Origin of the sequence: Joostella atrarenae, from assembly GCF_021764745.1 — a bacterium.
GTDB classification, from domain to species: domain Bacteria; phylum Bacteroidota; class Bacteroidia; order Flavobacteriales; family Flavobacteriaceae; genus Galbibacter; species Galbibacter atrarenae.
The window spans coordinates 1-12570 of record NZ_JAETXX010000002.1 but is presented as its reverse complement, the minus strand read 5'-3'; the positions used below and the strand labels follow the sequence as shown (position 1 = coordinate 12570).

The following is a 12570-nucleotide window of genomic DNA, read 5'->3' as shown; positions in this document are numbered from 1 at the left end:
TCGAATTCTAAGTTTTTATAGGTATTGTAAACTACAATAATAAGTAGATTTTATTGCTAATAATATAAGCAAAAATATGCAATTTATTTGGGCGTTCAAGTTAATTATTATGCTGTTATTTTTTAATAGAATCCATAAATATTTTTAAACATAACTTTAAAATTAGGTATATTTACTACTGAAAAATAAATACCTTCGTATTATATTCTATTTAACTTAATATAACCTATAGATTTATATAAATGATTAAACTCAATATCTTGACATTATTTCTGATAATGGTGAGTTATAATAGCTATTCACAGCAGGATATCGATTCTGATATCGCTGCAATTGAAGATAAAGTTATTGAATGGAGACGCTATTTTCACGAACATCCGGAATTATCAAACCGTGAGTATAATACTTCAAAAGTAATAGCCAAACACTTAAGTGACCTTGGACTAAAAGTAACTACTGGTGTTGCAAAAACTGGAGTTGTTGCTGTTTTAGAAGGTAATAAACCAGGCAAAGTAATTGCTTTACGTGCAGATATAGATGCGCTCCCTGTAAAAGAAAGAAACGACCTCCCTTTTAAATCTAATGAAGTTACCGATTTTTTAGGGGAAGAAACTGGTGTTATGCATGCCTGCGGACACGATACACACACTGCCATTATGATGGGAGTTGCAGAAATTCTTAGTAAAAACAACGACTTTTCTGGGACTGTAAAGTTTATCTTCCAACCTGCTGAAGAAGGCCCACCGCCTGGTGAAGAAGGTGGAGCTAAACTGATGATTAAAGAAGGAGTATTAGAAAATCCTAAAGTAGATGCCATTTTTGGACTCCATATAAATTCTGCTACCCCAGTGGGAACCATAAGATATAAGCCCGGAGGCACAATGGCAGCTGTAGAGCGTTTTGTTATTGATGTAAAAGGAAAACAAACTCATGGCTCTGCTCCATGGAGCGGTGTTGATCCGATTCTAATTTCAGCAAAAATAATAGATGGACTACAAACTATTATTAGTAGAGACGCTCCTTTAGTGAATGAAGCGGCAGTCATTTCTGTCGGAAAAATTACTAGTGGCGTACGCTTTAATATTATTCCTGAAACTGCACAAATGATAGGAACTATAAGAACATTGGATCCTAAAATGAGAGCGTTAATTTTAAAAAGAATGGAAGAAATGGTGCCTACTATAGCAAAGGCCTATGGAGGCGAAGCTTCCCTTAAAATAGAAAATTTCACTTCTATCACATATAATGACGAGAAATTAGTAGAACAAATGTTACCTTCGTTAGAGAAAGTGGCTGGAAAAGACAATGTAGAGTTAGTAAAAGCAACTACTGGAGGTGAAGACTTTTCTTTCTTTCAAGAGAAAGTACCTGGGTTTTATTTCTTCTTAGGGGGAATGCCCATAAATAGTACAGAAGCAGCTCCTCACCACACTCCAGATTTTTATATAGACGAAAGCGGGCTTATATTAGGAGTAAAAGCTTTCACACAAATAGTAAACGATTATTTAGCACAATAAAATGGAAACGATTCTAGAATTTTTACAAAATATAAGCTGGTGGGTATGGGTACTCATCGCATTAGGACTTATAGCTATTAGAGATATTTTCTTTAATAAAAAACATGTTATTACTCATAATTTCCCAGTTGTAGGCCACATTAGATATATGCTAGAGAGTATAGGGCCGGAGTTAAGGCAATATATTGTTGCTAATAACCGTGAGGAACTTCCATTTAATAGAATTGAACGTGGATGGATTTATGCTTCAGCAAAAAACGAAAACAACTATGAAGGTTTTGGTACAGATAGAGATATTCATGAGTCGCATTATGTATTTATAAACAATGCAATGATGCCTTATAAGATAAAAATGGATCATCCAAATGCTAGTGATCCTTATTTTTTACCTTGTGCTAAACTCATTGGAGGTTATAATAAAAGAGAGCGTCCTTATCGCCCTGCTTCTATCATTAATGTTTCTGCTATGAGTTTCGGTTCTCTATCTGCTCGCGCAATAGAATCTTTAAATAAAGGAGCTTATTTATCTCATGCCTATCATAATACTGGGGAAGGCGGACTTTCTCCGTATCATAAAAAAGGAGCTGATGTAATTTTCCATATTGGAACAGGTTATTTTGGTGTTCGAGATGATAACGGGAATTTCTCCATGGAAAAATTAAAAGCTCTTGTTAAAGAATATCCACAGGTAAGAGCTATAGAACTTAAACTTTCTCAAGGTGCAAAGCCTGGTAAGGGTGGAGTTTTACCAGCATCAAAAATTACAAAAGAGATTTCTGAAATTCGCCATGTCCCAATGGGGCAAGATGTATTATCACCACCTAACCATTCTGCATTCTCTTCAGTGCCAGAAATGGTAGATTTTATAGAGGCGATTGCTAAAGAAACAGGTTTACCTGTTGGAATAAAAGCGGCAATAGGAAAATTAGAACAGTGGCGTGAACTTGCTACCATCATGAAAAAAACTAATAGAGGCCCAGACTTTATTACCGTAGATGGCGGTGAAGGAGGTACAGGAGCAGCTCCTCCTAGTTTTGCAGATCATGTTTCTTTACCTTGGGTATATTCATTTAGCGATTTGTATCGTGTATTTAAGGACCAAGACCTAACCGAAAGAATTGTTTTTATAGGAAGTGGAAAATTAGGTTTCCCTTCTAAAGCTGCAATGGCTTTTGCTATGGGAGCAGATTTAGTGAATGTAGCACGAGAAGCTATGATGAGTATTGGTTGTATTCAAGCAAAAGTGTGTCATAATAATACTTGCCCTAGTGGTGTGGCTACGCAAAATAAATGGCTACAAGCAGGAATTAATATTGAAGATAAAGCAGAACGAGTAAGTTATTATTTTAAAAACTTTAAAAAAGAACTTTTAGAAATCACACATGCTTGTGGTTACGAGCATCCTTCACAACTTACTATGGAAGATGTAGATGTTAACTTAGGAGATAAAAGTTTAACCCAACCCCTAGCAAACGTATATGGGTATAATAAAGTAGAAGTTCCTTTTACTGGGACAGAAAGTTTATTAAATTGCCCTCACTTAGGCGGTCATTATACCACAAAAACTGCAATAGATAAGTTTAAACATAAACAAGTACGTTATTAATTAAAATCCCCATGAACGAATTAAACATCATCAACCTATTATTTTTCCTACTTCCTGCATTAATTACAGGAGCTATAGCTTTTTACTTTTTTAATCTTCATACTAAAAATGAAGAAGGACGAAGACGTTTTTTACTCCATAAGGAAATGGATAAAAACACACTTCCAATCCGCCTACAAGCATACGAAAGGATGGCTTTGTTTTTAGAACGTATAAACCCTTCTAAACTGCTAATTAGAGTTTCTCCTGAGAATACAGATAAGAATTTATATGAAGCACAGCTTATTGCAAATATTGAAAATGAATTTGACCATAATTTAGCACAACAGATTTATATTTCTGATGAATGTTGGAACGTTATCAAAGCATCGAAAAATGCAACAATCCAAATTATTAGAAAAGCTGGAATGAATTCTGAAACGGCAGACAAACTCAGAGAAGAAGTCTTAAACAACCTTTTAGACAAACAACCTCCTTCTAGCGCCGCATTAGGTTATATTAAAAAAGAAATTCGAGATTTATTTAGCTAAGCTAAACTTGAAAAATATACAAAGCCCCTAGAAGTAATAACACTTTTAGGGGCTTTTCTTTTTTTTATGTGCTCGGATGCTACTCCTCTCTTACTTGTTTGTACTCATAGGAAATATATTTCTTAATTAAACTCAATATAACATTCCTTTTAGAATGTAATAATCAAGATTTATTTTAACTTTATTATAAAATATTCCTCATTCTTTTACTAACTTGTTTTCTAAACTAGAAGTTATTTGGTAGCTACAAAACACAGTTAAACATTTAGTTTCCTTCTTAAAAATATTTATCATGATTGAGATCTTGTCAAAAGAAAAAGAACTACTCAAAATACAAAACACAAGTGAAATTGTTGTTTCTGATTTGGATTTCTATATCATGCAATTCATAGATTACAGTACTTCGGATGTAGAGTGGCTAGAAAAAAATTATGGACTCGATTTCACGATCATGAAGCATTTTGAAGATATTGAAATCAGTTCTCACTTTTTAGAGGATGACAATCAAGCTTCATTTCACTTTTCGATTCCCTTTTATAACATAGATCATAAAATGGTAGAAGAGCCTATTTTTATAATACTTTCCAAAGCAGGGCTGTTTCTTTTTACAAGTGCATCTCTAGACGATTATTTCAATAAAATCTATCCGAATAAACTTTTATCCTTTCAGAAGAAATCCAACTCAGAGAGTATTTTTAAGTTCCAATTCGAATTCATCTCCGACTATTTTGCTGACATTACAGAAAGTCAAACCAAGAAAATTAAAATGCTAGCAAATAGAGTGTTAATCGAAAACAAATTTTCAGGTTATGAAATGGATATCATTACAGAATACAACTTTAATAACTTGCTGATAAAAGAATCTCTTATTGAAACTACTCGGGTATACACGCTATACATGAGAAGTGATTGGGATAAAAAAATGGGACTTAAAAAAGAGATAAAAGCTGAATTAAATGATCTGAATGTGATTTCGGATTATATCCAATTTAATTTCGATCGATTGGACGATTTAAAAGAAAATATCTCTAGTAAAATCGATTTAGAACAGAATTATATTTTTAAAATGCTTACCGTAGTTACCGTTTGTATTTCCCTTCCTACTTTTATCGCTGGAGTTTACGGTATGAATTTTAAATACATGCCAGAACTCGATGCCACTTATGGATATCCTATTGTTATTGTTGCAATGATAATTTCTGCCATCTTACCATTTATCTATTTCAAAAGAAAAAAATGGCTATAAGTCAACATACATAACCAACTATAGCATACTATAGAATTAATTCCCATCAGCCAGTAAAGTATTATATTCTGCATAAATAATACTTGGTTTTGAGTTCGTATTCATTGTATCTTGTATATAAGCGACGGATTACATATTCGTTACTTATATGATATAAACATACAAATGATGAAGCTATCTCAGCCAGACTTTCTTTCTTTAAGAAAAATATTCTTTATACTATTCTTTTTATCAATACAATTTAATCACGCTCAGAGTACAAATCGTCCTAATGTAATTTTAATTATGACTGATGATCAGGGTTATGGTGATATCGCAATTCATGGAAATCCTATTATAAAAACACCCAATTTAGACACTCTATATTCAGAAAGTATACGATTTACAGACTTCCATGTAAATGCATTTTGTGCACCAACAAGAGCAGCTTTAATGACAGGAAGAATGTCTGATAGAACTCATGTTCGTTCTACTGTATATCTACGTAATCACCTAAATAAAGAAGAAACTACCATGGCGGAGTTCTTCAAAGAAAGTGGCTATAAAACTGCTTTATTCGGAAAATGACATTTAGGACAAAATTACCCCTACCGTCCTATTGACAGAGGTTTTCAAAAATGGGTTGGACATGGTGACGGAGGTACAGGGACAGCGAGCGACTATTGGAGCAATGATAAAATGAACGACCACTATATGCGAAATGGAAAATGGGAGGAATTTCATGGTTATGGCAACGATAACTTTTTCAATGAAACAAAGAAATTTATTTCCAAGAATATGAATAATCCCTTTTTTATATATCTAGCTACAAATATTCCACACCTTCCATGGAACGTTAAAAAAGAGTGGACAAATATGTACAGTAACATAGATAAAAGTTCTCCTGACTGGGAGTCAGAAGTAGATTTTATGGCTACAATAACAAGGTTTGATAAGAACTTAGGAGATTTAAGAACCTTCTTGAAGAAGAATAATTTAGATGAAAATACAATCATCATATTTTTGTCTGATAATGGTACATCTGGAGGTGATAAAATTTTTAATGCAGGTATGCGTGGTAAAAAAGGGAGTATGTTTGATGGTGGCCATCGTGTTCCGTTAATGATTCATTGGCCTAAAGGAAATATGACTCCAAAAAAAGATGTTTCTAAATTTACTTCTCATATCGATATTCTCCCTACGCTAATTGACCTTTGTGACTTGAAAACACCAAAAAAAGGACACCTTAAATTTGACGGGCGTAGTTTGATGCCTCTACTAAATAATTCATCGTTTAATTGGGAAGATCGAACTCTTTTTCAGCATTATCAAAATACAGAAGAAACTTATATCAAATGGAAAAATAGCTTAGTGTATACATCTAATTGGGGACTTATAAATGGTGCTGAACTATACAATATTAAAAAAGACCCCAGTCAAAAAGAGAATCTAGCAGATCAATATCCTCAAATAGTAGATAGCTTACGAAAGGAATATGATTCTTTTTGGAATGAAGTCAAAGTAATGGATCAACCCTACCCAAGACCAATTGTTGGTACAGAACACGATTTAGAAACTGTCCTCACATCTGATGCATGGGTTTTAAAAAAATCAACTCCCCCCACTTGGAACCAAACACATATATTAAGGGCTGCCAACAATAGTGGTTTTTGGCCTATAAAGATTGCCGAAAAAGCTAATTACATTTTTGAAATAAGGAGATGGGCAAAAGAAGTAAATCATCCTATATCAGAATCGCTACCTAAAAGTAAACAGGGGGATATTTATAATAAGGGTAATCTAGTCTTACTAGGCGAAGGTATTGCTATTCCTGCTGTAAAGGTGCAATTGCAAATAGGAAATAAAACATATACTAAGCAAATATCAAGTTCAGACACAAGTTCAGTTTTTAATCTACCACTTCAAGAAGGTAATACTATGATTAAGGCATGGTTAATTGATAAAGAAGGAAATAAATACCCTGCGTATTATGTATATATTAAAAAGGGAGAAATTTCATAACACACTAAACCTATTTAATAATAACAACCAGTAACTAACAGACTATCCTGCCAAATCTACTGTTTTAGCGCCCTTTTGAGCCTTTACACGCTCCTTTGCGTATTCTTTTCCTTGTACCCACCATTCTGCCATTAATTCTTTGTTAAAATAAAGAGAGTTTTCTGTTAGTCGCGTTGGAGTAAAATAAGTGTTTAGTCGTACATTCTTATTTAAAGCTGCCAATTTTCCTTCGACAACGTCATGAGACTCTAATTGGTCCAACACAAAACTATAGAGATTTACCATTAGTGAAAATGGATTCTTTCCTAATACTTTTTTATGCTCCATATTCTCGGTCTCCAAAATAATAGCATCTACTTCCGTAGCTCCCATTTTAACGGCTTCACGAATTGGAACCACACATCCTAAACCGCCATCTGCATATTCAAATCCATTCTTTTCTGCGAGCGACATAAATGGAACATAATTACAAGAAAGCCAAATCCAATCACAGAAATCTTCATACTCATAGTCCATAATCGATTTATATTCCACACGATTCATAGATAGATTGGAAACTGTAACAATTACATTTTTCCCTTTTTCCTTTAAGCGATTATAATCAGCCTCCGAAAAATGTTTCCTTATATGTTTTCTTAAATTCTTACTCTCCCCAAAAGTACGCTTACGCTTTATTAGCTGCCACATAACATTTAGGTAATTAATTGCAACATACTCTTCATCACCACGCTTTTTGGTTACAAAAGGGTTATTACTAAAAATTTTACGTTGTGTTACAGAAGTATAAACGTTATAAATCTTTTCAATATCGTTATTCGCTAAATGCGGAATTAATAAACTCCCTGTAGAAGTTCCCAAATATAAATCGTAGTCTCTATTTTCCGTCTCCATTAAATATTGTGCAACGCCGCCGGCAAATGCCCCTTTACTTCCTCCTCCACTTATAACTAGTGCTCGCATATTTTTATTTTAGGTTGATTATGGTACGTTATAATTATGAAAATTCCAACGGAATTGCTTTAAAATTATAGCTGACTCGTTTCTTTATTTTTAAACTTCGCGAAATCATATCCACTTTGCCACCAACGAGTCATTTTAACCTTTTCGAAAATTAAGGAATTTGTAGTTAATACCGTCGGTGTATAATAAAAATTAATAATGACATCGTTATTAGAGGCTACAAATTTCCCAATCCGAATATTCTGATGCTCTATTCTATCTAACATAAAACTAAACATAGTCGTTAATAATGAAAACGGATTCCTAGATGGGAGTCGGTTTAGCTGCGTAATTTCTGTCTGTAGAATAATAGCATCAATTTCTTTAGCACCACGGCGGATAGCTTCTTCAATAGGAACCATAGTTCCGATGCCTCCATCGGCATACTCACAACCTTCTTTCCGCGCTAAACTCATAAAAGGAGTATAATTACTAGAGATCCAAACCCAATCACAGAAATCATCATAACTAAAATCATTGATAGATTTATATTCTACCTGATTTAAAGAAAGGTTAGAAACCGTAACTATTACTTCTTTTGTGCTGTGCTTTAATTGTAAAAACTCCTCTTCCGTTAAGGTTTTACGAATTAATTTTTTTAGGTTCTCACTCTCACCAAACGTTTTACTTCCTCTTAAAAAATTACGAACTACATTTAAATGATGAATAGAAATTTGCTCCACTCCATATTTTTTTCTAATTCGAAATGGACAAATATTAAAAATGCTCTCATTATTTACAGAGGTATAAACTTCCTTTATTTTTTCCACCTCATTTAGCGCCAAATGATTTACCAATAAGCTCCCCGTAGACGTTCCCAAAAATAAATCGTAATCTATTTTTAGCTCTTCTATTAAATACTGGGCTACTCCGCCGGCAAAAGCGCCTTTGGATCCACCTCCTGAAATTACGAGTGCTTTCATTATTAATTATCTTTCAGCTTCTGTTCTAAAAAAACTTTTTCTTCGGAAGGCAAATCATTTACAATTCCTTCTAAAACAATTCTATAATCTTTATCCGTTAATAACTCTTCTAGCAATTGCCTAGAAAACTTTGAAAACTGCCACACAGGATGCTTACAAGCCTGAATTAAACTTTTAAGTGCCGCTTCATCAAAGCCTTTTATCTGATAAAGATATTGAAAAGCATGCTGACGAACTTCATAATGCTGCGTTGGATCTGTATAGCTCACTAATGTATCGTAATATTCTTTCTTATCATTCTGATGGTAATTCTCCGTAATTAAAGCCAGAGTAAGCCATAATGTTTCTACATTTTTATCTCTAAATCCTGTTATACCTTTTGTTTGATCTAGAAACTGAGCTCTGTCTTTTACAAAAGGAAAACTAACCCATAACTTCATTAGCGCTTTTTCTATGGTCAGATAACTCCCATCAGATAATAACTTCTCAAAATCAGTTTTAAATTCTTCAGGAATAGGATTCATATAAAGCGCTACCGTTTGTCTAGTTTTTAATACTTCAGATTGTAATGCTGCTAAAAAAATAGTTTTCTCAGCTTCAGAAGTTGGTATAAGTCGCTTAAGAATATGTGTTGCAATAGCAGATTGCTCTTCAGAAGTAAAAATTTTAGAATTATTTTGTGCATACGTTACTACTTCTTCTTTACTCATAGCATCTATCGCTAACAAAGTTTTAGAAGTTTCATTTTCAAGTAATAATTGTTCTGCTTCTTCCAAAGGAAATTCTGTGTTTACTAGCCATTTCTCCACAAAATCTTCTAACTTAATCTGACTCTTTGCCGCAGCTATATTTATAAAATCGTGGGTATTAGCATTTTTATAAGCATAGTCTTTAAGATACTTTTTAACGGATTTTTCAAAAGCCCTATCCCCTATTTTTTTACGCAAAGCGAAGACTGCCCAGGCACCCCGTTGATAAAAAGTAAGGCTACTCGCTTTAGGATTTAATAAGCTCTCGCCTCCATTATCATTTAAAACCTCTAATTGCTTAGCCGAGCTATAAAGTTGTTCATAAAAATAATCCTCTCCAAAAATTTCTCTCTCCGCTAGCAAGGCATAATAAGTAGCAAAACCTTCTTGTAACCAATGGTGCGTACTACTTTCTTCTGTTACCAAATTTCCGAACCACTGATGTGCCAATTCATGTGCATTTACATTTATATAATTCCTATCCACAAAACCTATAGAATCCACCAAATAAGAGTCAGAAAAGATGGTCAATGAAGTATTCTCCATTCCCGCATACAAAAAATCTTTTACAGGAACCTGTTTATAATTCTGCCACGGAAAAGGAACACCTATTTCCTCCTCCAAATAATCGAAAATACGCTTAGAGTGCTTATATGTAGAAGTAACATATTTTTCATCTTCAGGAGAATAGTATTGCTGTAAAGGGATTCCAGATTTAGCAACTTCCTCCTTTACATTATAATCCCCAATAGCAAGAGCCACCAAATAGCTGCTCATCGGGTGTTGCATATCGAACTTCCAAGTAGAGGTTGTATTGTTATTTACTTTCTTATCAATCAGCTTTCCGTTGGCCATTACTTTATATAACGAATTGGTGGTAATAGAAAGATCAAACTCCACCTTTTCATTCATATCATCAAAACTCGGTAACCAATTGGAAGTGTATTTCCCCTGCCCTTGCGTCCATATTTGCTTTTGATCGTCATTATCTTCAGCAACAAAATACAAAGCCTTTTTTGGAGATGCTTTGTATGCTATTTTTAAACTATTATTCTCACGAGGTTTTAAGGTTTTATTTATTATTAATTGCGACCCAGTATTACTATAAGCAAGTTCTTTATCATTTAAAGAAAGACTTTTAATTTCCATATTCAGAGCATCAACAACAAGAGTATCCGTTGTTTCTATGACTTTAAAAGTATAAATGACTTCCCCAGAAACAGTTTCTGCATCAGGATCGATAGTAATATTAACAGTTCCCTTTTTTATATCTATGTACTGAGTTTGCTGTGCATAAGAATATGAAAAAAGGAGAATAAGTAAGCTTGTAAAAATGGGTTTCATTAAAAGATAATTTTTATACCAAAGTAAGACTTTTCTAATGAATTCTAAATCTAATTCAGAGGTTGATTAATCACTTATAAAAGTTTAAATAATTAAAAACTGTAACAATACAAGAAATAAATCATCTTTAAGATAGGTATAACCATTAAAACCAAAAAAAAGATGTTTAGTAATCAAACACATTTTCAGTTAAAAGATAACTCAAAAAAGGCAATCTTTACCATATTTTTAATGATCGCGTTCTTATTATATTCCAATTATTCTACTGCGCAACATAAGGAAATAGCTGTTGCAAATTTTGAAAGAGTTGTTATTAGTCCGCACATACAAGTTGTTTTTAAAGAAGCCAACACAGAATCTGTAACCATAGAGTCTATAAATGTTCCGATGGAAAACCTAAACGTTTATGTAAAAAATAATACGCTTAATGTATATTTAGAAGGCGCAAAAATAACTGGTGATGATAATGAAGAATATATAAGTGGAAATAAACTTGAATATGCTAGTTATGATGGTACCGTTGTGAGAGCAATTATAAACTACAAAAAATTAAGCACTGTCGATTTAAGAGGGGAAGAAAGGTTTGTTTTTGAAGATAATATAGTAGCAGATAAGCTCCGCTTGAAAGTTTTTGGCACATCACAAGTTTATATAAACTCTGTGGATATAAATAAACTAATGGTCTCTATTTATGGAGAAAGCTATTTAGAGATAAAGGATGGAGTAGTTAAAAATCAGCGATTTACAGCCTATGGAGAAGGCACTATAAACGTATCTAATGTTTCTAGCAACGAAACGAAATTAACAGCATATGGCGATGGCTCTTTTCAGTTGAATGTTTCCGATAAACTAAAAGTCAATTCATACGGAGAGGCGACTGTAAGCTACTCTGGAACTCCAGAATTAAATAAGGGGATTGTTATCGGAGAAACTAAAATCACTAAAGTAAACTTCTAAAATTGATAACTATTATTAGTCCTTATTATACTCACTTTTGGAGCTATTCCTGCTTAAAATAAAAAATTATTTACTATATTTAGTTGATTATAATATATCGAAGTGCAATAAAAACTTATTCTAGATGTAGCTTAGCAAAACAAGTTTTTAACCTTCCTTAAATATAGCCTATACTATAATTAAATTATAAAATAAAATGGGAGCTGGAGCAGGACATGTATTGGATATGATTAATCGGATGAAACAGAACCGAGCTCAACGTCCTTCAAATCGAGGTAAGTTTAAAGAGAATAATCGTGAAGGGATTTACTCGACTAACAAGAAACCAGAACAACTGAATTTTAAAATTGTATCTGAAAAAGAACTCCAAAAAATAAAATTGCTAATTCGTGAGCGTGCTAAATTAGAAGTAAAAAAAGAACGTATTATTTACGGAGTTTGTATTCTTTGTGCTGCTATTTCATTAATAGGAATTAAATTATGGCTAAAATAAAAAGTCTGTTTCCAACAATGCTTTCTAAAAAACTAGCTCAATAGCTCCTTCTATATCTTCTACTGAAAAATTGAGCATAGAAAGTTAGTTAAAGCTTTATATAATATTTATCACATTGCTTATAGCCCTAATCGTATTCCATTTCTCTCTATTTAATAGAATATAGCCTCAATTAATTTATATATTTGAAAGGGAAATACACACG

General features: G+C 33.1%; 9 protein-coding genes and 1 pseudogene. 7 read left to right on the top strand and 3 right to left on the bottom strand.

Translation table 11 applies throughout. The features are described from left to right. Nucleotides 1-278: 278 nt before the first annotated feature. From JM658_RS04660 to JM658_RS04640, 5 genes and pseudogenes are all read left to right on the top strand, one after another. Complete coding sequence (locus JM658_RS04660) at nt 279-1517, top strand: amidohydrolase (protein WP_394800466.1); 1239 nt, start codon at nt 279-281, stop codon at nt 1515-1517. Nucleotide 1518: 1 nt separating this feature from the next. After that, complete coding sequence (locus tag JM658_RS04655) at nt 1519-3123, top strand: FMN-binding glutamate synthase family protein (protein WP_236958075.1); 1605 nt, start codon at nt 1519-1521, stop codon at nt 3121-3123. An 11-nt stretch (nt 3124-3134) separates the two neighbouring features. Beyond that, nucleotides 3135-3653, top strand: a complete 519-nt coding sequence (locus JM658_RS04650) for a DUF7935 family protein (protein ID WP_236958074.1) — start codon at nt 3135-3137, stop codon at nt 3651-3653. A 292-nt stretch (nt 3654-3945) separates the two neighbouring features. Next, nucleotides 3946-4899 carry a CorA family divalent cation transporter gene (locus tag JM658_RS04645; protein WP_236958073.1) on the top strand — a complete coding sequence of 318 codons (954 nt, stop codon included), beginning with the start codon at nt 3946-3948 and terminating at the stop codon, nt 4897-4899. Nucleotides 4900-5064: 165 nt separating this feature from the next. Further along, nucleotides 5065-6900, top strand: a pseudogene (locus tag JM658_RS04640) (arylsulfatase). Between the two features lie 42 nt (nt 6901-6942). Here the strand turns inward: JM658_RS04640 and JM658_RS04635 are convergent. The 3 genes from JM658_RS04635 to JM658_RS04625 form a co-directional block, all read right to left on the bottom strand. Then, a complete protein-coding gene (locus tag JM658_RS04635) occupies nt 6943-7860 on the bottom strand; it encodes a patatin-like phospholipase family protein (RefSeq protein WP_236958072.1) in 918 nt (305 codons plus the stop codon). Between the two features lie 65 nt (nt 7861-7925). Then, the gene (locus JM658_RS04630; protein WP_236958071.1) at nt 7926-8822 is read right to left on the bottom strand and encodes a patatin-like phospholipase family protein; all 897 of its coding nucleotides are present in this window, start codon (nt 8820-8822) and stop codon (nt 7926-7928) included. A 2-nt stretch (nt 8823-8824) separates the two neighbouring features. Next, entirely contained in the window at nt 8825-10915 is a 2091-nt protein-coding gene (locus JM658_RS04625; protein WP_236958070.1) for a M1 family metallopeptidase, read from the bottom strand. Nucleotides 10916-11077: 162 nt separating this feature from the next. Here JM658_RS04625 and JM658_RS04620 point away from each other — a divergent pair, with 162 nt between their 5' ends. Next, nucleotides 11078-11872 carry a GIN domain-containing protein gene (locus tag JM658_RS04620; RefSeq protein ID WP_236958069.1) on the top strand — a complete coding sequence of 265 codons (795 nt, stop codon included), beginning with the start codon at nt 11078-11080 and terminating at the stop codon, nt 11870-11872. A 196-nt stretch (nt 11873-12068) separates the two neighbouring features. Beyond that, nucleotides 12069-12365: a hypothetical protein gene (locus JM658_RS04615; protein ID WP_236958068.1), complete on the top strand. Its 297-nt coding sequence runs from the start codon at nt 12069-12071 to the stop codon at nt 12363-12365. The last annotated feature ends 205 nt before the right edge of the window (nt 12366-12570 follow it).